12 protein-coding genes, 7 tRNA genes and 3 rRNA genes are annotated in these 20,592 nt (G+C 52.9%); 18 read left to right on the forward strand and 4 right to left on the reverse strand.

The genetic code is table 11. From position 1 onward, the window contains the following. Positions 1 to 331 precede the first annotated feature (331 nt). From NST04_RS11220 to NST04_RS11270, 11 genes are all read left to right on the forward strand, one after another. Positions 332 to 1,892 (forward strand): 16S ribosomal RNA (locus NST04_RS11220). Between the two features lie 293 nt (positions 1,893 to 2,185). Next, positions 2,186 to 5,114: ribosomal RNA gene (locus tag NST04_RS11225) — 23S ribosomal RNA — on the forward strand. Positions 5,115 to 5,262: 148 nt separating this feature from the next. Then, positions 5,263 to 5,379, forward strand: a 5S ribosomal RNA gene (gene rrf / locus NST04_RS11230). The 16S, 23S and 5S rRNA genes sit together here, the layout of an rRNA operon. Before the next feature lie 72 nt (positions 5,380 to 5,451). Next, the gene (locus NST04_RS11235) at positions 5,452 to 5,970 is read left to right on the forward strand and encodes an AAA family ATPase (RefSeq protein ID WP_341184301.1); all 519 of its coding nucleotides are present in this window, start codon (positions 5,452 to 5,454) and stop codon (positions 5,968 to 5,970) included. A gap of 150 nt (positions 5,971 to 6,120) precedes the next feature. Further along, positions 6,121 to 6,195: transfer RNA gene (locus NST04_RS11240), tRNA-Glu, on the forward strand. Between the two features lie 87 nt (positions 6,196 to 6,282). Beyond that, positions 6,283 to 6,358 (forward strand) — tRNA-Val (locus NST04_RS11245). A gap of 40 nt (positions 6,359 to 6,398) precedes the next feature. Next, positions 6,399 to 6,472, forward strand: a tRNA-Met gene (locus NST04_RS11250). A gap of 76 nt (positions 6,473 to 6,548) precedes the next feature. Further along, positions 6,549 to 6,626 (forward strand) — tRNA-Asp (locus tag NST04_RS11255). A gap of 63 nt (positions 6,627 to 6,689) precedes the next feature. After that, positions 6,690 to 6,764 (forward strand) — tRNA-Gly (locus NST04_RS11260). Between the two features lie 6 nt (positions 6,765 to 6,770). Next, positions 6,771 to 6,847 (forward strand) — tRNA-Arg (locus NST04_RS11265). 187 nt (positions 6,848 to 7,034) lie between these two features. After that, positions 7,035 to 7,113: transfer RNA gene (locus tag NST04_RS11270), tRNA-Leu, on the forward strand. Between the two features lie 71 nt (positions 7,114 to 7,184). Here NST04_RS11270 and NST04_RS11275 read toward each other — a convergent pair. Next, positions 7,185 to 8,132 carry an NAD(P)-dependent oxidoreductase gene (locus NST04_RS11275; RefSeq protein WP_341184302.1) on the reverse strand — a complete coding sequence of 316 codons (948 nt, stop codon included), beginning with the start codon at positions 8,130 to 8,132 and terminating at the stop codon, positions 7,185 to 7,187. Positions 8,133 to 8,183: 51 nt separating this feature from the next. Here NST04_RS11275 and NST04_RS11280 point away from each other — a divergent pair, with 51 nt between their 5' ends. Beyond that, positions 8,184 to 9,158, forward strand: a complete 975-nt coding sequence (locus tag NST04_RS11280) for a LysR family transcriptional regulator (protein WP_341184303.1) — start codon at positions 8,184 to 8,186, stop codon at positions 9,156 to 9,158. A gap of 17 nt (positions 9,159 to 9,175) precedes the next feature. Here the strand turns inward: NST04_RS11280 and NST04_RS11285 are convergent, their stop codons facing one another. After that, positions 9,176 to 9,598, reverse strand: coding sequence for a VOC family protein (locus tag NST04_RS11285; RefSeq protein WP_341184304.1), 423 nt, complete (start codon positions 9,596 to 9,598; stop codon positions 9,176 to 9,178). A 65-nt stretch (positions 9,599 to 9,663) separates the two neighbouring features. Continuing rightward, the gene (locus NST04_RS11290; protein WP_341184305.1) at positions 9,664 to 11,655 is read right to left on the reverse strand and encodes an alpha-amylase family protein; all 1,992 of its coding nucleotides are present in this window, start codon (positions 11,653 to 11,655) and stop codon (positions 9,664 to 9,666) included. Positions 11,656 to 11,791: 136 nt separating this feature from the next. On the opposite strand from NST04_RS11290, the gene NST04_RS11295 reads away from it, so the two are divergent. Next, complete coding sequence (locus NST04_RS11295) at positions 11,792 to 12,703, forward strand: AraC family transcriptional regulator (protein WP_341184306.1); 912 nt, start codon at positions 11,792 to 11,794, stop codon at positions 12,701 to 12,703. 19 nt (positions 12,704 to 12,722) lie between these two features. Here the strand turns inward: NST04_RS11295 and NST04_RS11300 are convergent, their stop codons facing one another. Further along, the gene (locus tag NST04_RS11300; RefSeq protein WP_341184307.1) at positions 12,723 to 13,589 is read right to left on the reverse strand and encodes an AraC family transcriptional regulator; all 867 of its coding nucleotides are present in this window, start codon (positions 13,587 to 13,589) and stop codon (positions 12,723 to 12,725) included. 134 nt (positions 13,590 to 13,723) lie between these two features. Between NST04_RS11300 and NST04_RS11305 the strand changes: the two genes are divergently transcribed. The 5 genes from NST04_RS11305 (at position 13,724) to NST04_RS11325 (ending at position 20,559) form a co-directional block, all read left to right on the forward strand. Continuing rightward, the gene (locus tag NST04_RS11305) at positions 13,724 to 14,470 is read left to right on the forward strand and encodes an SGNH/GDSL hydrolase family protein (protein WP_341184308.1); all 747 of its coding nucleotides are present in this window, start codon (positions 13,724 to 13,726) and stop codon (positions 14,468 to 14,470) included. 33 nt (positions 14,471 to 14,503) lie between these two features. Next, positions 14,504 to 16,813 carry a helix-turn-helix domain-containing protein gene (locus tag NST04_RS11310; RefSeq protein ID WP_341184309.1) on the forward strand — a complete coding sequence of 770 codons (2,310 nt, stop codon included), beginning with the start codon at positions 14,504 to 14,506 and terminating at the stop codon, positions 16,811 to 16,813. Between the two features lie 270 nt (positions 16,814 to 17,083). Then, a complete protein-coding gene (locus NST04_RS11315) occupies positions 17,084 to 18,070 on the forward strand; it encodes an ABC transporter permease (RefSeq protein ID WP_341150513.1) in 987 nt (328 codons plus the stop codon). 15 nt (positions 18,071 to 18,085) lie between these two features. Further along, a complete protein-coding gene (locus tag NST04_RS11320) occupies positions 18,086 to 18,970 on the forward strand; it encodes a carbohydrate ABC transporter permease (RefSeq protein WP_341184310.1) in 885 nt (294 codons plus the stop codon). A 38-nt stretch (positions 18,971 to 19,008) separates the two neighbouring features. Continuing rightward, positions 19,009 to 20,559, forward strand: a complete 1,551-nt coding sequence (locus NST04_RS11325) for an ABC transporter substrate-binding protein (RefSeq protein ID WP_341184311.1) — start codon at positions 19,009 to 19,011, stop codon at positions 20,557 to 20,559. Positions 20,560 to 20,592 lie beyond the last annotated feature (33 nt).

Consider the following 20,592-nt stretch of genomic DNA (forward strand, 5'->3'; position numbering starts at 1 on the left):
TCATAAATGGTATAAAATTAAGGGTTGATAGCAGGTACATATCATGATATATTATATATCCAGTCGCAAGGCGGGTGCCTTGCAAGAAGATTGGACATGTTGCTCTGCTGAATACAGATTTCGCTTCATCAAAAAAAGTGTTGCATTCAGAAGATGAACGTGTTATATTATAAAAGTTGCTGGTGACGCGGTAAGCGGCGCTAACAACGAGCTTGATCTTTGAAAACTGAACAACGAGTGAGTATCGGAAATCACTTCGGTGAGATCCAAAAATGAGAATGTAAATTCTCGTCAGATGTTTCAAAATGAGCAATCGCTCTTTCTAAATACCAATTTGGAGAGTTTGATCCTGGCTCAGGACGAACGCTGGCGGCGTGCCTAATACATGCAAGTCGAGCGGAGTTTGAAAGGAAGCTTGCTTCCTTTCAAACTTAGCGGCGGACGGGTGAGTAACACGTAGGCAACCTGCCCTCAAGCCTGGGATAACTACCGGAAACGGTAGCTAATACCGGATAATTTCTTTCTTCTCCTGAGGAGAGAATGAAAGGCGGAGCAATCTGCTGCTTGGGGATGGGCCTGCGGCGCATTAGCTAGTTGGTGGGGTAACGGCCCACCAAGGCGACGATGCGTAGCCGACCTGAGAGGGTGAACGGCCACACTGGGACTGAGACACGGCCCAGACTCCTACGGGAGGCAGCAGTAGGGAATCTTCCGCAATGGGCGCAAGCCTGACGGAGCAACGCCGCGTGAGTGATGAAGGTTTTCGGATCGTAAAGCTCTGTTGCCAGGGAAGAACGTCCGGTAGAGTAACTGCTACCGGAGTGACGGTACCTGAGAAGAAAGCCCCGGCTAACTACGTGCCAGCAGCCGCGGTAATACGTAGGGGGCAAGCGTTGTCCGGAATTATTGGGCGTAAAGCGCGCGCAGGCGGTTATTTAAGTCTGGTGTTTAAACCTTGGGCTCAACCTGAGGTCGCACTGGAAACTGGGTGACTTGAGTACAGAAGAGGAAAGTGGAATTCCACGTGTAGCGGTGAAATGCGTAGATATGTGGAGGAACACCAGTGGCGAAGGCGACTTTCTGGGCTGTAACTGACGCTGAGGCGCGAAAGCGTGGGGAGCAAACAGGATTAGATACCCTGGTAGTCCACGCCGTAAACGATGAGTGCTAGGTGTTAGGGGTTTCGATACCCTTGGTGCCGAAGTTAACACAGTAAGCACTCCGCCTGGGGAGTACGGTCGCAAGACTGAAACTCAAAGGAATTGACGGGGACCCGCACAAGCAGTGGAGTATGTGGTTTAATTCGAAGCAACGCGAAGAACCTTACCAGGTCTTGACATCCAACTAACGAAGCAGAGATGCATCAGGTGCCCTTCGGGGAAAGTTGAGACAGGTGGTGCATGGTTGTCGTCAGCTCGTGTCGTGAGATGTTGGGTTAAGTCCCGCAACGAGCGCAACCCTTGACTTTAGTTGCCAGCAGGTAAGGCTGGGCACTCTAGAGTGACTGCCGGTGACAAACCGGAGGAAGGTGGGGATGACGTCAAATCATCATGCCCCTTATGACCTGGGCTACACACGTACTACAATGGCCGGTACAACGGGAAGCGAAGCCGCGAGGTGGAGCCAATCCCAGCAAAGCCGGTCTCAGTTCGGATTGCAGGCTGCAACTCGCCTGCATGAAGTCGGAATTGCTAGTAATCGCGGATCAGCATGCCGCGGTGAATACGTTCCCGGGTCTTGTACACACCGCCCGTCACACCACGAGAGTTTACAACACCCGAAGTCGGTGGGGTAACCCGCAAGGGAGCCAGCCGCCGAAGGTGGGGTAGATGATTGGGGTGAAGTCGTAACAAGGTAGCCGTATCGGAAGGTGCGGCTGGATCACCTCCTTTCTATGGAGAATCGTCTTCTGCAATGAAGACATTCAAATCGGAAGTTTAACTTCCAAACCAATCAGGTTTAGGCCTGTTACTCACTCGTTGGTCAGTTTTGAGAGTTTAAGCTCTCATCTTTACCTTTGATCCTTGAAAACTGGATACCGAAACGAATTTGCGTTTTAGAACATTCCTTTAAGCTGAACTTGTGTAAACAAGTTTTGAATTAATGGCGATGCTACGATGATCTTGATGGAAATACAGACGTTGAAGAAATTCATTGTCCGATAGTTTCCTGACGGAAAAATCGAGGTTAAGCTACTAAGAGCACACGGAGGATGCCTAGGCGCCAGGAGCCGACGAAGGACGTGGCGAACAACGAAACTGCCTCGGGGAGCTGTAAGCAAGCTTTGATCCGGGGGTGTCCGAATGGGGAAACCCAGCTGTGGTAATTCGCAGTTACTCGTATCTGAATACATAGGATACGCAGAGGCAGACCAGGGGAACTGAAACATCTAAGTACCCTGAGGAAGAGAAAACAATAGTGATTCCGTCAGTAGCGGCGAGCGAACGCGGAACAGCCTAAACCAAGAGGCTTGCCTCTTGGGGTTGTGGGACGTCTCACATGGAGTTACAAAGGAATATGGTAGGCGAAGAGGTCTGGAAAGGCCCGCGATAGAGGTAAAAGCCCTGTAGCCGAAATGGTATTCTCTCCGAGACGGATCCCGAGTAGTGCGGGGCACGTGAAACCCCGTATGAATCCAGCAGGACCATCTGCTAAGGCTAAATACTACCTGGCGACCGATAGTGAAACAGTACCGTGAGGGAAAGGTGAAAAGCACCCCGGAAGGGGAGTGAAATAGAACCTGAAACCGTGTGCTTACAAAAAGTCAGAGCCCTGTCTATGGGTGATGGCGTGCCTTTTGTAGAATGAACCGGCGAGTTACGTTTAACATGCAAGGTTAAGGTGAGAAGCCGGAGCCGCAGCGAAAGCGAGTCTGAATAGGGCGAATGAGTATGTGGACGTAGACCCGAAACCGTGTGATCTACCCCTGTCCAGGGTGAAGGTGCGGTAACACGCACTGGAGGCCCGAACCCACGCATGTTGAAAAATGCGGGGATGAGGTGGGGGTAGCGGAGAAATTCCAATCGAACTCGGAGATAGCTGGTTCTCCCCGAAATAGCTTTAGGGCTAGCCTCGGTGAATGGAGTGGTGGAGGTAGAGCACTGATTGGGTGCGGGGCCCGCAAGGGTTACCAAGCTCAGTCAAACTCCGAATGCCATTTACTTCTTGCCGGGAGTCAGACAGTGAGTGCTAAGATCCATTGTCAAAAGGGAAACAGCCCAGACCATCAGCTAAGGTCCCCAAGTGTGTGTTAAGTGGGAAAGGATGTGGAGTTGCACAGACAACCAGGATGTTGGCTTAGAAGCAGCCACCATTGAAAGAGTGCGTAATAGCTCACTGGTCGAGTGACTCTGCGCCGAAAATGTAACGGGGCTAAACACACCACCGAAGCTATGGCTAGATACGTATGTATCTGGGGTAGGGGAGCGTTGTATGTGGGTTGAAGGTGTACCGTAAGGAGCGCTGGACAGCATACAAGTGAGAATGCCGGTATGAGTAACGAAAAGATCAGTGAGAATCTGATCCGCCGAAAGCCCAAGGTTTCCTGAGGAAGGCTCGTCCGCTCAGGGTAAGTCGGGACCTAAGGCGAGGCCGAAAGGCGTAGTCGAAGGACAACAGTTTGAAATTACTGTACCACCGTAATCCGCTATGAGCGATGGGGTGACGCAGGAGGGTAGTGACGCGGACTGATGGATGTCCGTCTAAGCAGTGAGGCTGGTGTGTAGGCAAATCCGCACACCGTAAGGCTGGGCTGTGATGGGGAGCGAAAATTACAGTAGCGAAGGTCATGATCTCACACTGCCAAGAAAAGCCTCTAGTCAGGAGAAGGTGCCCGTACCGCAAACCGACACAGGTAGGCGAGAAGAGAATTCTAAGGCGCGCGGAAGAACTCTCGTTAAGGAACTCGGCAAAATGACCCCGTAACTTCGGGAGAAGGGGTGCCTCGGTAGGGTGAATAGCCCGAGGGGGCCGCAGTGAAAAGGCCCAAGCGACTGTTTAGCAAAAACACAGGTCTGTGCGAAGCCGTAAGGCGAAGTATACGGGCTGACGCCTGCCCGGTGCTGGAAGGTTAAGGGGAGCGGTTAGGGGTTAAACCCGAAGCTGTGAACCGAAGCCCCAGTAAACGGCGGCCGTAACTATAACGGTCCTAAGGTAGCGAAATTCCTTGTCAGGTAAATTCTGACCCGCACGAATGGCGTAACGACTTGGGCGCTGTCTCAACGAGAGATCCGGTGAAATTTTAATACCTGTGAAGATGCAGGTTACCCGCGACAAGACGGAAAGACCCCATGGAGCTTTACTGCAGCTTGATATTGAATTTGGGTACGATCTGTACAGGATAGGTGGGAGCCGTGGAGGCAGGAGCGCAAGCTTCTGCGGAGGCGCCGTTGGGATACCACCCTGATCGTATCTAGGTTCTAACCTGGTGCCCTTATCGGGTACGGGGACCGTGTCAGGCGGGCAGTTTGACTGGGGCGGTCGCCTCCTAAAGAGTAACGGAGGCGTTCAAAGGTTCCCTCAGAATGGTTGGAAATCATTCGCAGAGTGCAAAGGCATAAGGGAGCTTGACTGCGAGACCTACAAGTCGAGCAGGGACGAAAGTCGGACTTAGTGATCCGGTGGTACCGCATGGAAGGGCCATCGCTCAACGGATAAAAGCTACCCTGGGGATAACAGGCTTATCTCCCCCAAGAGTCCACATCGACGGGGAGGTTTGGCACCTCGATGTCGGCTCATCGCATCCTGGGGCTGAAGTAGGTCCCAAGGGTTGGGCTGTTCGCCCATTAAAGCGGTACGCGAGCTGGGTTCAGAACGTCGTGAGACAGTTCGGTCCCTATCTGTCGTGGGCGCAGGAAATTTGAGAGGAGCTGTCCTTAGTACGAGAGGACCGGGATGGACGTACCGCTGGTGCATCAGTTGTTCCGCCAGGAGCATGGCTGAGTAGCTACGTACGGACGGGATAAGCGCTGAAAGCATCTAAGCGTGAAGCCCCCCTCAAGATGAGATTTCCCAGTATGTAAGACCCCTTGAAGACGACGAGGTAGATAGGTTGGAGGTGGAAGTGCAGCAATGCATGGAGCTGACCAATACTAATCGGTCGAGGGCTTATCCAAAAATTCTAACGCGCAGATTCGTTTCGGATTCAGTTTTCAGGAATCAAATTGTAATTTATGGAGCTCAAGTAGCTCGGTAAAGAAGATTTGTTTTCAGCATTTGGCGATGCTGAGACCTGAATAATAGCATTTGATACTCAAATGCCCGTTTGGTGGCGATAGCGGAGGGGTTCCACACGTACCCATCCCGAACACGACCGTTAAGCCCTCCAGCGCCGATGGTACTTGGACCGAAGGGTCCTGGGAGAGTAGGACGTTGCCAAGCACACAAGACCACTGTTGATTATCAATGGTGGTTTTTTGTTATGGGTAAGCTGAATATGAAGGAGGTGCGGGTGTGATTATTTGGCTGAATGGAACCTTTGGTTCGGGAAAGACGCAGACGGCGGCTGAACTCCACCGGAGAATTCCAGATTCTTATGTATTCGATCCGGAGAATGCAGGCTATTACATCCGTGACAATATTCCTGCTGAAATGGCAGAGGATGATTTCCAGAAACACTATCTGTGGCGCGAGTTTACCTATTCGATGCTTAAATGTATTGACTCAGAGTATGAAGGAACGATTATTGTACCTATGACTCTAGTGGATCCGGATTATTTTATAGAGATAGTGGGTAGACTAAGAAGTGAGGGCCGGCAAGTTCGTCATTTTACGTTGTTTGCTTCACCTGAGACCCTGCTTGACAGACTTAAGAGCCGTGGAGATGGCAGAGACTCCTGGGCTGCTCTACAGATGCAGAGATGTCTTAAAGGGCTTAAGAACAAGGTCTTCGAACATCATGTGGATACGGAGTATAAGTCGATTTCACAGGTTGCTGAGGTTATTATAGCTATGATAGAAACACAGGATTAGGACAGTGAGAGCGGGAATCGTCTGTTCAGGTTAGCATTGAAGTGGAACTAGAGGCTCATTAGTTTTTTAATAATAATGTTGTTTCTTGTTGCACTATTCTCATATATTTGATATAATATATTTTGTTGTCGAAAGAATGCTTGTTGATCTGGCTCGTTGGTCAAGGGGTTAAGACACCTCCCTTTCACGGAGGTAACATGGGTTCGAATCCCATACGAGTCACCATTCACTTCTTTAATCTCTAAAGCGGAAATAAATAATGGTTGTATATCTCATGTAAATGTGTTATGATCATTAAGTTGCTTCTTCGATGGAGGCTTAGCTCAGCTGGGAGAGCATCTGCCTTACAAGCAGAGGGTCGGGGGTTCGAACCCCTCAGCCTCCACCATGCAGACTTTGCAAGCCAGAAGAGAATATTTTATTACTGACGCGGGGTGGAGCAGCCCGGTAGCTCGTCGGGCTCATAACCCGAAGGCCGCAGGTTCAAATCCTGCCCCCGCAATTAATCCCCACAAAGTGAAGAGATGCTCTGTAGCATATTCCGAATACTTTCCGGGGGCTCTAAAACCTTTTATCTTGGAACCGTGGTGTAGTTGGCCTAACATGCCTGCCTGTCACGCAGGAGATCGCGGGTTCGAATCCCGTCGGTTCCGCCATTTTACTGGTGCAAGGGATGAGAAGTCCCTGGATTTATTGAAGCAGTTGAATACATACCGTGTGCGGACGTGGCTCAGCGGTAGAGCATCGCCTTGCCAAGGCGAGGGTCGCGGGTTCGATTCCCGTCGTCCGCTCCATATTTTGCGCCCTTAGCTCAGCTGGATAGAGCGTTTGACTACGAATCAAAAGGTCGGGAGTTCGAATCTCTCAGGGCGCGCCATTAATACTTCTCTGATTTAACAAAGTGTCCTTCAGATTCGAACGAGTTCGTTGGAGCCTACGCTTCGATAGCACAACTTCGCAATCGGATGCGTAGCATCCGTATCTCTCAGGGCGCGCCATTATTATTTTATTGAGAGTATTTCATCTAAAATTTAATTATCCATAGTGGATATACATAATATTAAGCCGGCGTGGCGGAATGGCAGACGCGCTCGACTCAAAATCGAGTGGGAAACCGTGGAGGTTCGAGTCCTCTCGCCGGTATTAAAAAGCTTTATGACATTGTATTTTGTACAATGTCATAAAGCTTTTTTTGTATTTTTATTGCACCGAAACTATACTAACTGATTTAGCCTGCTTTCAGGTTCTTCCCCTTTTTGTACACGTTGTATATTCTTAATGAAGAAATCATATCTTTTTTTGTGAAATTTCCGGCCGTCAGGCATTCCTGCGGTATGGGGAGTAAGGACCACATTACTTAGAGTGCGGAGCTCACTGTCTAGGGGAAGCGGTTCAGATTCATACACATCCAGGCAGGCGCCGGAAATAACCCCGGTTTTTAAGGCATCTATCAAATCTGTCTGGTTAACAATCCCGCCGCGGGCCGTGTTGATGAACAGAGCGCTACTCTTCATTTTCTGAAGTGCCGTCTGGTTGATCAGGTGCTTGGTCTGCTCAGTCAAGGGTACATGTACACTGACGATGTCCGATGTGCTTAGAAGATTATCGAGATCCGTCATTGTCATCAAACCATCAGCCTGTACTACGGTCTTTCTCGCATAAGCCAGCACATTCATATCAAAAGCGCTGCAAAACGCAGCCACTTTTTTTCCGATAGCACCCAGCCCGATAATCCCAATGGTTTTGCCCTCTAGTTCACTCCCTGTGTACTCCAACTGATGTTCATCCATCCGGGTTTTCATGAAATGATCAAGAAACGGTATGTTTTTATAATAAGCCAGCATTAGGGCCATTACGTGCTCGGCCACGGCCTGTGCATTTACTCCTGCCGCATTGGCCACCCAAATGCCGAGCTGTGTACAGGCAGGGATATCGACATTATCGTAGCCTGCACCCGTCTGTACCAATTTTAATTTTTTGGCACTGGCGAGCAGGCTAGAGTCTACTTTGATATGCTCAGGAATGAGAACCTGGCAATCTTCAATGTGATGCAGCATATCTTGTCCGGGCGGGACAATGACAACGTTCCAGTCTTGCGGAAAATACCCGGAAATCTTTGATTGCGCAGTTTCGTTAAAATGACCAACGATGAGAACCTTCATGGCTAAACCACCTTTTCATAACCTGGACTATTTGACCCTTTGTCTGTGTTAATGATAATTTTAGACATAAAGAATAATGTTGTAAAACGCAAATATTTTGTGAACTATATTAATATTTTCTATATATTGAGGAGGTATTTGATGTATTTTCCTGGGATAGAAGCGTTTTTAGCTATCGTACGGACTGGGAGTATAAGTAAAGCGGCCGATCTGCTGCACCTGTCACAAGCAACGGTAAGCTACCGTTTAAAGACATTAGAGCAAGGGATGGGCGGCCTGTTGGTGGAGCGGAGAAAAGGGGCAGCCAAAATCAGCCTGACCCCAAAAGGGGAGAACTTTTTTAGTATTGCGGAAAGGTGGGAGGCGCTCTGGAGGGAAACTCAAATTTTAAAGGCGAATGGTTCGCAGTTAAGTCTGGCCATAAGCGCTGCCGAAAGTATAAGCCACTTCGTCTTGCCTCCGGTATATAGAATGCTTAATCAGCACAGTCCGTCCATCCGATTGCAAATTCGTACGCAGCATACTCAGGAGGCTTTTGACAGTATTGAGCGGCGTGAGATGGATGTGGCGTTTGTGGTACGGGAAATTGTGTCGCCTAGCGTTACTGTTCAACCGTTTTTCACTGAAGAAATGGTGCTGTTGCGCTTGGCTGTACCAGGGCGGCAGGCTGGAGATACGGTAGAAATGGAAGAATTGGCGGCAGAGCATGAGGTTCTGGTCAATTGGAATCGGGAGTTTCAATTCAGGCATGACCAGTGGTGGGACCCGCTGTGTCCGTCCCGTGTACATCTGGACTCAGCGGGACTCATCACTACTTTTTTGACGAATGCCAGACAATGGACGATTGTACCCGCTTCGATTGGCGTCCATATGATGGGGATAGGAGAATTTGTTCTTCAGAAGCTGGCGGTGTCAGTGCCACCCAGAGTAGGCTATAAAGTAACTCATAAGTTTCCCAACCAGGCGTTACACGAGCCCCTTCAGATTCTTGATAATTATCTGCGAGATACATTTGGAGTTCAATGAGTTGGCCTGCTGTGCAATCATTGTATCCGCTTGGAAATCGGGTGGTCTGCGTTCATCTGCAGCAGGTCCCACAGGTTGCCGTACAAATCCTTGAATACCGCAACGATTCCATATGCTTCTTCTTTGGGTTCTCTGACGAATTCAATCCCCCTGGAGACCATTTCATGATAATCTCGCCAGAAGTTATCGGTGTTCAGAAAAAGGAATACCCGTCCGCCTGCCTGATTGCCGATAAAGGGCTCCTGTTCAGGCTTCGACGCCCGGGCCAGCAGAAGGGTGGTGCCTGCTGACCCGGGAGGGGAGACTACGACCCATCTTTTATCCTGCTCGGGCTGATAAAGATCTTCAACTAATGTGAAATTCAGCTTGTTGGTATAAAATTCTATGGCTTCGTCATAATCCTTAACGACTAGAGCAATGTGTACAATGGACTGAGGCATCCCGGTCATCCTCTCATTCTAGGCAATGGTATAGTTCTTATTATTCTACTATAAATGGACCTAATCTACACCAGCTCAATCACGACCATCTGGTGATTCTCCAGGTAAGGAAGGGTATAGGCAATCTCGCCATCCGGGCTGAACGTGAACGGCAGTTCTGCCATGGAGGGGGCCAGATAGACCCGGTGGACGGGGCCGGGAGACGGGAGCCGCAGGCTGACGGTAATATCATGGAGCGGCACGAGGTCCTCGATGACTTCAATCCGGCCCTTCAGGGCAGGCGCGGCATAGAGCAGATGATTCACATAACGCTGCTCTGCCTGCTGATACTGCAGGGTCGTTATGCCGCGGGCCGGCAGATCCGTACGCAGTGACGGCTCAGGCAGCAGCCGCGACAGTGCATGCAGCACCAGCTCCTTCAGGATAAGAGAGCCGGCTTCGGCGTACTCGCTGAATACCTTCCAGGCGAGATAGATTCCGCTCCTGCTCTCGGCCATCCCCGGACCATTGTTCTCCATGGTGCCCGGTGTGTGCTGGTGGGAACAGAAGGTGAAGACGTCACGGTTAAAATAGGGGTTCTCCAGATGTCCGAGCGCCTCTCCTTGACCTTCCTGTAATTCAATTAGCTGGCCTTCGCCATACATGACAAAGGAAGCGGGCAATAGCGCACCAGGAGTGAAATAGGGCTTGAAATACGCGGGCTGGTAGGGGTTCTCTCCAAGCCAGCTGATTCCCAGGTCCAGGGCAAAGGCATCCCCGGCCAGATTCAATCCCGAGCGTCCGGTAGCCAGCACCTTGCCGCCGCCAGCTGTGAAGCTCTCTATGGCATCGGCCAGCTCAGGCCATACAGATACCTCATCCGGGAGAATCAGCACCTTGTAGGCGCTAAAATCGCTGAATGTATCTACGATATCATAAAGGTAATGCCCTTCGGTCAGCATCCGCACCGCTCCGGCGTCAGCCAGATTGCGCTCTCCCTTGCGTGCTTGCCCGCCGGGACAGGCCTCCCGTGCCGCTTCCAGCGATAGGACGGCAATATCGGCCACAGCAGTGACCCCGCTGCACCATTCCTCTTTTGCTTCTACCTCACTATAGGCAGCGCCGATTAAGGCGTAGGTCGCCTCATCCATCAGACCGGAGGGATGGAGCTGGTCACCGATCGAGCATCTGGCGCCATGGGCGAGGCTAAGCGCGGTCTCGAACCGTAGCGCGTTCGGATGCTTATAGCCTCCGAACTCCCCCCAGGAGGTATGGAATTTGCCGGTCATGCCGAGGAATTCCATGCCCAGCGTCTGGACGTACCGCGCAGACAGCGGGAAATGATCATAACCCCAGCCCCCGGTGGGCAGGGACTCCAGCTCCAGATGAGTGTTGACCTGCACAAGGTCACGGCGTCCCCGCTGCTGATGACCGTTGTTGTGGTAGACGGGAAGTCCGGGCTTCACGGCATCCAGAGTCTCCCGCACACGGCGGGCATAGTGGAGGTAAGTCTGCTCCCCGAGGGCGATGACGGCGGCTTCATCCCGGGGGTCCTGTCCCGCGGCCCGCAGAGCGGCGACGCAATATTGGCAGCGGCATTTACGGCAACCAACGATGTCCAGGAAGATGCCGTCAGCATCGTAGCGGGAAGCCGCCTCATGAATTTGGGCCAGCAGGATGTCCAGATAAGGCGTGTTCATACAGAATTCATGGTAACCGGGTGTCATGAAATCCTTCACCCACCGGGTCCGGTCCTCGGCATCACGGATCAGCCACTCCGGGTGGCGGCGGGCCAGTTTCTCGTCCAGGCCGGCCGATAAATACACCGGTGTACGGACACCGATCTCATGGGCAGCCTCAATCATTTCACCCAGCAAGTCGAAGGTAAGCTCAGGGTGCATCTCATTGGCTTCACTGGGATGATAGGCCCAGCCGTGATGGCATTTGGAGAACACGGTGACAGAGTCTACATGACCTGTACGCAGCATGGACTGGAACTGGGCTCTGGAGAAGTCCCGGCCAATGCCGGGAATGGCTTCTGAGGTATGGAAATCAAGATGAACCTGACGAAAACGCATGGATACACAACCCCTTATGGAATGGAATGAAAAGAAGATTCCCAGTCACTGTACCTCTTTATTGCGGGATCAGCCAGTGTTAATATAGACTTGAAATAGCACAAAACCGACTTTGAAGAGGAGAGGAGGGGACATCATGCTATGCCTGGAGTTTCCGATTCCGCCGCTGCCGCAGTTTGTCACGGTGGGACATGCCGTCTGGTCGCCGGGGGACCGGCATTTCGCCCGCACCTTCGGTGTATATGATCTGCTGCTGGTCAAGCGGGGGACGCTCTATATGATGGAAGCGGATAAGGAATATGCGGTGGGGCCGGGGATGGTGCTGCTGCTTGAGGCTGGATTGCCGCATGACGGATACCGTGCCTGCGGGGAGGACACGGAGATCTACTGGGTGCATTTCATTCATCCACCTGAACCGGCGTATATCCAGCGCGGGGATATCCCCTGGTCTACACTACTGGCAAAGGGGACGGTAGAAGACGAGGAGCCTTCGGTGCAGCAGCGGCTGTATCTGCCGAAGTTCGCAGCTGTTGATCTGGAGGGACTGGAGCCGATCCTGCAGGAGATGAACGAGCTTCATAACCGGCTTAGCGCAGAGAATGCCATGCGGCTTCATCTGCTGCTGGCTGGTCTGCTGGCGGCGCTTCAGGCGGAATGTGAGCATACGGCTCAGCCGCCGGAGCCGGCGGTCCGGCTGGCCCGTGCTGCCGCAGCCTATCTGGCGGAACATTGGCGGGAGCCGTTTCATCTGGCGGGACTTGCGGAGGAACTGCATTTCCAGGCTGATTATATTACCAGATGCATGAAGCAGCATATCGGCACCACGCCGCTGCAGTATGTGCTGCACCTGCGTCTGGAAGAAGCGAAGAAGCTGCTGGGGGGTACGGTGCTGGGCATCTCGGAAATTGCCGAACGGGTAGGCATTCAGGACCCTAACTATATGACCCGGCTGTTCAGCGCCAGGTTCGGTGTGACTCCGGGAGCCTACCGGCAGCGGCTGCGCCAGCGGGATGAGGCTGCTGCTGTGACCGGTCCGGGGGAGGGCTGAGCGCCTGCCCGGGCAGCGGTCAGGAGCCCAGCATCCGCTCGCGGTATTGGCTGGGACTACAGTTAAATACCTTGCGGAACTGGCGGGAGTAATAATTCTGGTCATGGAAGCCGCTGTCCATCGCCACCTGCGAGATGCTCAGGCCCGGGCTGCGCAGCAGGGTGCAGGAATAATCCAGCCGCTTACGGATGACATAATCCATAGGGGTAGTCTGGTAGTTGCGGGTGAAGACCCGCAGGAACTGGCGGGTGGACATATAGGCCCGGTCTGCCATCGATTGCAGCGTGATCGGCTGCAGGAAGTGTTCTTCGATGTAGGTGACGGTCTCCCCGATCCGCAGCGCCTTGTTATCCTCATGACTGCTGCTGTTCTGATAATAGCGGGAGAGCATGCCTACCAGAGCGGTGAAATAGGTACGGATCATCAGCCGGTAGCCCTCAGGCTGCCGGTCATGCTCCTCGAGAATCTGATCCAGCAGCCGGGTAGCTTCCTGGAGCTGTCCCGCATCCAGCGAGAGCATCCCCTTGAAATGCATCTCCTTCCGGTAGAACGGCTCAATATAGAATAAGGCCTGGAAGCCGGGCAGGAGCCTCAGCTCGGACTGCTGGAGCAGTTGCTCCGGCTGGAACATCACGTTCACGTATTCAATTCCGTCAACATTCTTGTAGCCATGGGAAACGTTGCTGTGGATTAGAAAAACCTGTCCGGCCTTAACCGGCACCTCTCTCCCTTCAATGATGTGTATGGCGTGTCCCGACAGAATAACGACAAGCTCCGAGAAATCATGGCTGTGGACGTAGTAATCATGGGTCAGCGGGCATTTCTGGATTCTAAAGGTAAAACCCGGCTCAAGGCCGATATCCCGCGCTAGGATTTTGGTAGTCATGGCCATATTATGCTAAAGAAGGTCGGGATCGTCAAGGCGCAAAGACGCAGGTGGCGCTACCATTAGGGTGGCGGGTGAACCGGCCCGGCTGCGGCCGGGGAGTGAGACCTGTGCCAAGGTCAGGAGGGCAAAGAATGCGGAATATACTTAAAGATAGAATTACACTGACTAACAGAAATCCTCGGATACTGTTCCTCGGGGACAGCATTACTGCTGACGGACAATATATCCGGTTGATCCGGGAATGGCTGAACACGCACCGGCCGGAGTGGACCGCCGAGCTGATTCCATCCGGAGTACCCAGCGAGACGGTCTCGGGTCTGAGCGAAGCAGCGCATCCCAATCCGCGCCCTTGCGTGCATGAGCGGCTGGCCAGAGAGATGGCGGAGGCTGCTCCTGATGTGGTTATAGCCTGCTATGGCATGAATGACGGGATCTATCATCCCTTCTCGGAAGAGCGGTTCGCCGCTTATCAGGCAGGTATGCTGGCACTCAGCAGCCGGGTCGGTGAAGCTGGAGCCGGGATCGTACTCATGACACCTCCACCGTTCGATGCCCTATCCATGACGGGGGAGCTACAGCCCGCAGACGCGGCGGACTTCAGTTATCTGGCGCCATACAAGGACTACGATCAGGTGCTGAAACGTTATGCGGACTGGCTGCTGTCCGGGGGCTGCCCTGCGGACAAAGTAATTGATCTGCGTACGCCGCTGCTGGAGCTGATCCGGCATGAGCGCTCGCAGAACACCGCTTACAGATATGGCGACGGTATCCATCCGGACACCACGGGGCACCGGGTGATCGCACGGACGCTGCTTCGGGAATTGTACGGCGGGGAGCCGGAACTGCAGATTGACAAGTATTTTGGCGCGGGATTATAGTAAGGACACCTTAAGAGCCGGGAGAGGGATCACATGAACGTACTGCAGACGATCCGTTCGCGTAAATACTTGCAGCGGATCCTACTCAGCTTTATGCTTGTTGTTGCCATTCTGGCTGTAGCTTCGCTGCTGATGAACTCGGGTGCCCGCAGCAAGGTGCTCAGCCTCCAGAATGAAGCGGACCGCAAGCTGCTGACCCAGATCAATTACAATATCGAGAACATGAACGGAATTGTAAAAGATCTGGCGGTCTCCCTGTACAATGACGAGGAGATGCTGGCGCTGAAGTCCGGCGCTGATTACAGGCAGAGCATCCTCAAGATTGAGCGGTTGAATCATACGGTTGCAGCCTCACCGTATCTGCATGCGGCCGTCTTTTATAATGGGGCCCAGCACCGGTTCTTCTCGTCGCTGAATCATGAGATTAACAATAGTCTTCTGTACAGCTCCTTGCAGAACTATATGGATTCCCGGGCAGATCTGCCGAAGCTCCAGCTCATTCCGCTCGACCTGGACGGCAAGGGCGGGGGGATTGATGTCTTTGCCTTCTTCCTGTATGACGGGGATACCTTGGGTTCAATCAATGACAATGTGCTGATCCTCACGGTCAAGCCGGGATGGATGCTTGATAATATGAAAGCGCTTAACCAAGTGGCGGAACGGCAGAATGATGTGTTATTCGTGACCGATACCGACGGTGAGGTGCTGATCGCAACCGGCGGGCAGGTTCCTGAAGGGCTTAACCTGAAGGGAGAGCTGCTGCCGCGGATCAGCGCTTCGGGCAGGCCGCTGGATTCCTTCAACTACAGTCATGACGGCAGGAAATATAAAGTGACTTATCTGAGCAAAGCCCTGAACAACTGGCAGATTATCAGCATGCAGGATTATGATGTGGTGCTGGGCAGTGTCCGGCAGATGAAATGGACGGAGATCGCGGTCACGCTGTCTGTTGTTCTGCTGGCCGTGCTGTTGTCCGTGTTCTTCGCGGTGCGGCTGTATAAGCCGGTAGGCCAGCTGCTGACTCTGGTTCCAGGCGATGTGCGGGGCGCGCCTCAGGCTAAGGATGAGCTGTCACTAATTGCAGCCAACCTTACGGAGATGATCAGCAAGCTGAAGGGGCTGGAGCTGGAGCGGGCCTCGCAGTCCAATATTGCCAAGCTCTATCAGCTCCGCAGCCTGATCGCTTCAAGCCACAGTCTGGATGAGCAGTCCTTCCTGCAGCTCAGAGAGCAGCACGGCATCGATATTGCCTATCCGTCTCCGCTCCGGCTGGCGCTCGTGCAGATCGACAACCTGCAGGGGCTGGCGGCAGAGCCGGGACTGCCAATGGAATCGCTGCTGTACTTCGCCATCTCCAACATCGGACAGGAATTATTGCGCCTTCAGGGCTCCTGTGAAGCTGCAGATATGAAGAGCGGGCATCTGGTCTTCATTGCCGGGAGTGCGGACGGGGAGCTGGCGAAGCTGGAGGAGCGGTTCAGGGAGCTCCAGCAGACGATCGGCAACTATTATCATATTACTTTTACAGTCACGCTAAGCGAGGTCTTCACGGATTACCGCAGCATCACGGCGCATTATAATCTGGCGCAGCGCCATGCCAATTACCGGATGATCTACGGCAAAGGAGCAGTGCTGGAGCCTGAAATGCTCCGGGCGAATGAGGCGAATGAAGCGCTGCGCATTCCGCAGGAGCTGGAGCGGCAGCTGACGGAAGGATTGAAGGGCGGGGATCTGGCAGAGACTGAGCAGACGATCCGCAAGTGGAGAGCGCTGCTTGGCGGCTTCAGCTACGAGAATATGTATTCTGCGGTGCTTCATCTGGCCGTGACTCTGAGCCAGACGCTAGCCGAGATGAACAGCCGGAGTGTCAATCCGGTCTCGCTTAACCTGCAGGCGATCAACCGCCGGATTCTGGAGAAGGAGACGCTGGATGAGATGGAGACGGTCCTGCTGGAGGTGGTGCGGGAAGTCGCCGGGCAGCGCCGGAGCGGGCGCGAGGACAAGAACCGGCTGCTCGCGGACACGGTGAAGGAGATTATTGACAGGCATTACGCCGATCCTGACCTGAATGTGCAGCGGATTGCCGATATGCTTAAGATGAGTCCGGTCTATCTGGGCCAGGTGTTCAAGGCGCAGGAAGGCACGAGCGTGGTGGATCAGATCAACGCCGTCCGGCTGGCCAGTGCCAAGAAGTACCTGGAGCAAGAGGACTTCACCGTAACAGAGATTATGGAGAAGGTCGGGTTCGGGAACGAGAGTTATTTTTACCGCCTGTTCAAGCGCTGCTATGGCACCACGCCGAAGGAGTACCGCCTGAAATCAGCCATTGACCGCAGCAGATGATTCCTTTACCCAAATGGGTCAAGCAGCGTCCAATACGTAAGGCAGGGTCCGTTACATGAGCAATGTTCATGCGGCGGGCTTTTTGCTGTGCCGCGCAGGAATTCGTTCCCCGCTAGATAGTAATCTGGCAACAATACAGCCCGGCTTTACAGCATTCTTGCAATTGTACAGTAACGCAGCGGCCTGATTCTGCGCTATTGTTAGTCGTGCAAAGCCTGGGACACAGGCAAACAGCTGCAGCTAAGGAAGGAAAGGAAGGGGCTCAAGGTTATGTTGAATAAGGTTCCGCTGGCGGAACAGCAGGCAAGTTCAGGAGCGCTGCCGGCCACGCGCAGAAAATCCTGGCTCCGAAGGGAGCTGACCCATTTCAAAAGCAACCGGGAGCTGTTCCTGCTCTCGCTGCCGGGATTGCTGTACAAATTGATTTTCGCGTATATTCCGATGATTGGTCTGATTATCGCCTTCAAGAATTACCGGTATGATCTCGGCATCTTCGGCAGTAAATGGGTCGGGCTGGATAACTTCCGTTATTTGTTCACTACGGACACGGCGTGGCGGATTACAAGGAATACGGTTCTGTATAACACCGCCTATATTCTGATTGGCACCTCAGCGGCGCTGCTGCTGGCTATTCTGATGAATGAGATTAAGGCTAAGTGGAGCAAGTTCTATCAGACGGCCTTGTTTCTGCCCCATTTTCTGTCATGGGTGCTTGTGGGTTACGTGGCTTATGCCTTCTTGAACCATTCGGACGGCTTCATCAACCGCACGCTGGAATCCTTCGGGCTGAATCCGGTGAGCTGGTATCAGAACCCCGGACCCTGGCCGGTCATTCTGATTCTGGTTCAATTGTGGAAAGTGGTGGGGTTCAACACGCTGATTTATTTTGCCGGCATTATTGGCATTAACAGTGAATATTACGAGGCGGCACGGATCGACGGGGCAACCAAGCGGCAAATGGCCTTCAAAATCACGATTCCGCTGATGGCCCCAATCATCATTATTATGCTGATTCTATCCATCGGTAATATGTTCCGCGGGGATTTCGGCCTGCATTATTTCATCCCGAATAACTCCGGTTTTCTCTATGGCTCTACGGATATCATTGATACTTATGTGTACCGTGCGCTGCGTGAGGTCGGCAATGTGAGCATGTCTGCGGCTACCGGGTTCTATCAGTCGGTTGTCGGTCTGGTGCTGGTACTGACGGCTAACGGAATTGTGCGCAAGGTCGATCCCGATAATTCCCTGTGGTAAGGAGGTGCCCTAAGCGTGGGCAAAAAATTTGAATTCTCGAAGCTGTTCATTAATCTGCTGTTTATCGTGCTGTCGCTGGTGGTGATTCTGCCATTCCTGCTGGTCATCGTGGTCTCGCTGACGGATGAGAAATCATTGACCGAGAACGGGTACCAGTTCATTCCTTCATCCTTCAGTCTGGATGCCTACCGCTATCTGCTGGACGCTCCCGACATCCTGCTCCGGGCTTATGGAGTTACGTTCACGGTGACGATCATCGGCGCGCTGGCTGGACTGCTGCTGACCGCGATGACCGCCTACGTGATTTCAAGGCAGGATTACCGGTATAACCGGGCGACGACGTTCTATGTATTTTTCACCATGCTGTTCAGCGGGGGACTCGTTCCCTCCTACATTCTCATTACTCAGTACCTGCATCTGAAGGATAGCCTGCTGGCGCTGATTCTGCCGATTCTGCTGTCGCCGTTCAACATTATGGTCATGAAGGGCTTCATGTCCAAGATTCCGCTGGAGATCATTGAATCCGCCAAAATCGACGGGGCGTGGGAATTCCGCATTTTCTTCCGGATCATCCTGCCGCTGTCCACTCCGGCGCTGGCGACGCTGGGTCTGCTGATCTCCTTCACCTACTGGAACGAATGGTTCAACGCGATGCTCTATATTGATGATCCAAACAAGGTGCCGCTGCAGCTCCTGCTGGTGCGGACGCTCAACAGCATTGAGTTTCTCACGACGAACTCCGAATTTACCGGGCAGCTTGGCATTGACCTGAGCAGCTTCCCGAACAGCTCCGCGCGGATGGCTATTGCCGTACTGGCCGGCGGACCGATGCTGGTCATCTTCCCGTTTTTTCAGCGGTTTTTCGTCAAAGGGCTTACGGTTGGCTCCCTAAAGGGTTAACATACAATTACATGTACTAAGTACAGGAGGTCACTCACATGAAAAAAGGGCTGGTTGGCGTATTGGCATCCGTAATGCTGCTTGCATCCGTGCTGTCAGGCTGCGGAGGGAACAATAACGGCGGCAATGGCAGTGCTGCTACAGGTACGGAAGGAAGCGGAACGGGGGCTGCGCAGAGCGCGGCACCGGAATCCGGGAAGGACGGCGAGCTGAAGCCGGTCGAACTGACCTGGTATTATCCGCTGTCGCAGCTGCAGGCAGACCAGGATAAGGTGCAGGAGGAAGTGAACAAGATTACGAAGGCGAAGATCAACGCCACCGTGAAGCTGATGCCTGTAGCAATCGGGGACTATGTGCAGAAGATGAACACCGTGCTTGCGGCAGGCGAGAAGTTCGACATTCTCTGGACCGGTTATATGCTGAAGCCGGAGGAGCTGGTGCGCAAGGGAGCGATTCAGCCGATGGATAAGCTGCTTGACGAGTATGCGCCGGAGCTGAAGAAGGAGGTGCCGCAGGTGATGTGGGATGGCCTCTCGGTGGACGGGGAGATCTACGGTATTCCGAACCAGCAGATCAACGGCTCCCGGTACGGCTTCATCATCCAGAAGCGCTTCGCTGACAAGTACAAACTTGATACCGCTTCCATCAAAAAAATTGCGGACATCGAGCCGTTCCTGGCCCAGATTAAGCAGAACGAGAAGGATATCATTCCGTTTGGCGTATTCGGCACTTCCTTCATCAATCCGCAGGCGCATGACGACAAGTACTGGGTAGTTCCGGGTCTGGATGACCATTTCTATATCAAGACAGATGATCCCTCGTATACGCTCCAGCGGTACTCGGAAGAAGAACTGGACAATTTCCGGCTGGCCAGCAAGTGGTATAAGGATGGCTATATTTACAAGGATGCTGCTACCGAAAAAGCGAATGATTACCTCGCCAAAGGCCAGATTGCCGTCGATTTCAACGTGACGCTGAAGCCGGGCGTTGAGGCTGAGGTGAAGGCCAAAAACGGCGGCAATGACGTCATCACGGTACCGCTCAGCGACTGGTTCTCCAACGGTTATTCGGCCACAACCAACCAATCGATCAGCCGTACGGCCCCTAATCCGGAGCGCGCGATGATGTTCCTGAATCTGGTGAATACCGACAAGGAGCTGTACAATCTGCTCTGTAACGGAATTGCCGGGGAGCATTATGATAAGGCAGACGGGGAGTACATCAAGGCCAAAGCGGATTCCCGCTATCTGCCGAATATGGACTGGGTGTTCGGTAGCGTATTCAACTCCTATCTGAAAGAAGGTCAGCCGGAGAATGTGTGGGAAGAGACCAAGAAGATCAATTCCGGTTCTGAGGTGAATCCGGTTGGTGCCTTCAAGTTCAATTCCGAGCCGGTGAATACCGAAATTGCCAACCTGAACGCCGTGTGGGGAGAATACAAACGGGGGCTGGTTACCGGTACGCTTGATTTTGATGAAACCTGGCCTGCGCTCTATGGCAAGCTGAAGGAAGCCGGCGAAGAGAAATATGTGGCGGAAGTCACCAAACAATTCGAACAATTCCTGAAGGATAAAGGTCTGAAGAAATAAGGCGTAAGGTGTAAGGAAACAGAATAGATCTGC

Source organism: Paenibacillus sp. FSL H7-0756, from assembly GCF_038006765.1.
Classification (GTDB): Bacteria; Bacillota; Bacilli; order Paenibacillales; family Paenibacillaceae; genus Paenibacillus_AQ.